The 976-nt window shown below is 41.1% G+C and carries 2 protein-coding genes; both read left to right on the forward strand.

The window, feature by feature from the left end; translation table 11 throughout:
• On the forward strand, window positions 1–266 hold a 266-nt coding region (locus tag DWX43_RS27165; RefSeq protein ID WP_330582332.1), incomplete at its 5' end, for a sigma factor-like helix-turn-helix DNA-binding protein.
• Window positions 267–728: 462 nt separating this feature from the next.
• The coding region (locus tag DWX43_RS26765) for a PD-(D/E)XK nuclease family transposase (protein WP_182440829.1) at window positions 729–976 on the forward strand (248 nt) is incomplete at its 3' end.

The following is a 976-nucleotide window of genomic DNA, read 5'->3' on the forward strand; positions in this document are numbered from 1 at the left end:
ATAATACCCAGATCAGCAGCGCTGAAAAGAGGGGACTTAAAACCGGAGAAGAGATTGGCCGCAAGGCCGGGGAGGAAATTGGACGCAAGGCCGGCGAAGAGATTGGACGCAAAGCCGGCGAAGAGATTGGAATACGAAAGGGCAAAGAGTTAGGAGTCCAAGAGGCCCGTCAAGTTTTTAAACTATACATGCAGGGCAAGTCTCCCGAAGAAATTGCTGTTCTCTGTAATATCAGTATAAACAAAGTGAGGCAAATATTAGAGTAGTCTCTATCATTTTCAAACGCAAACGTCTTCGAAATCAAAAGATATTTGATCATCAGATTATCATGCTTCGGATATCGTAGTAATTTATAGTTGCCAGTTGTCCTCTGCCCTTGGTAAGAGGATAGCTGGTCCATTAAATTATTTTCACGCGCTTAACAGTAATGGGAAAATCTAACTCCAATTTCGTCATATTGCCTAATTGTCCTTTCCCTTATCTCATGATATACTCTGACCAAGAAACTTCGAAAGGTATTCACCTTTCATTTTTCGATCGGCAATTCGCCGTTTTACCCAATTAATTACTTATTAGAACCGCAGAAAACAAATACGATCACTGCACTACATTTTGAAGGGATTCCTGTCTTTTACATATCTGTATTTCATGATATGATAATAGTAAATCAGAAGAACTCCTTAAATGTGTAACATTCGTTTTCTGCACAGGAAAGGAGATTTCATTTTATGACCAAAAGCAACTTTATTATGTTACCCACTGTAGACTCTTGTTTCAAGGAACTGATGCAGAACCCCAAAGTCAGGAAAGGCTTTATTTCAGCATTGCTGAACCTGTCCCCCGACGAAGTGGAAGACACAGTCCTTCTGCCCACACTGCTTTCGAGGGACTCCGCTGATGACAAATTAGGAATCATGGATGTACGGGTACTGCTTAAAGACGGGACGCAGATGAATATGGAAATGCAGGTCAAATA

Origin of the sequence: Clostridium sp. AF19-22AC, from assembly GCF_003479085.1 — a bacterium.
Lineage (GTDB): Bacteria > Bacillota > Clostridia > Lachnospirales > Lachnospiraceae > Faecalicatena_A > Faecalicatena_A orotica.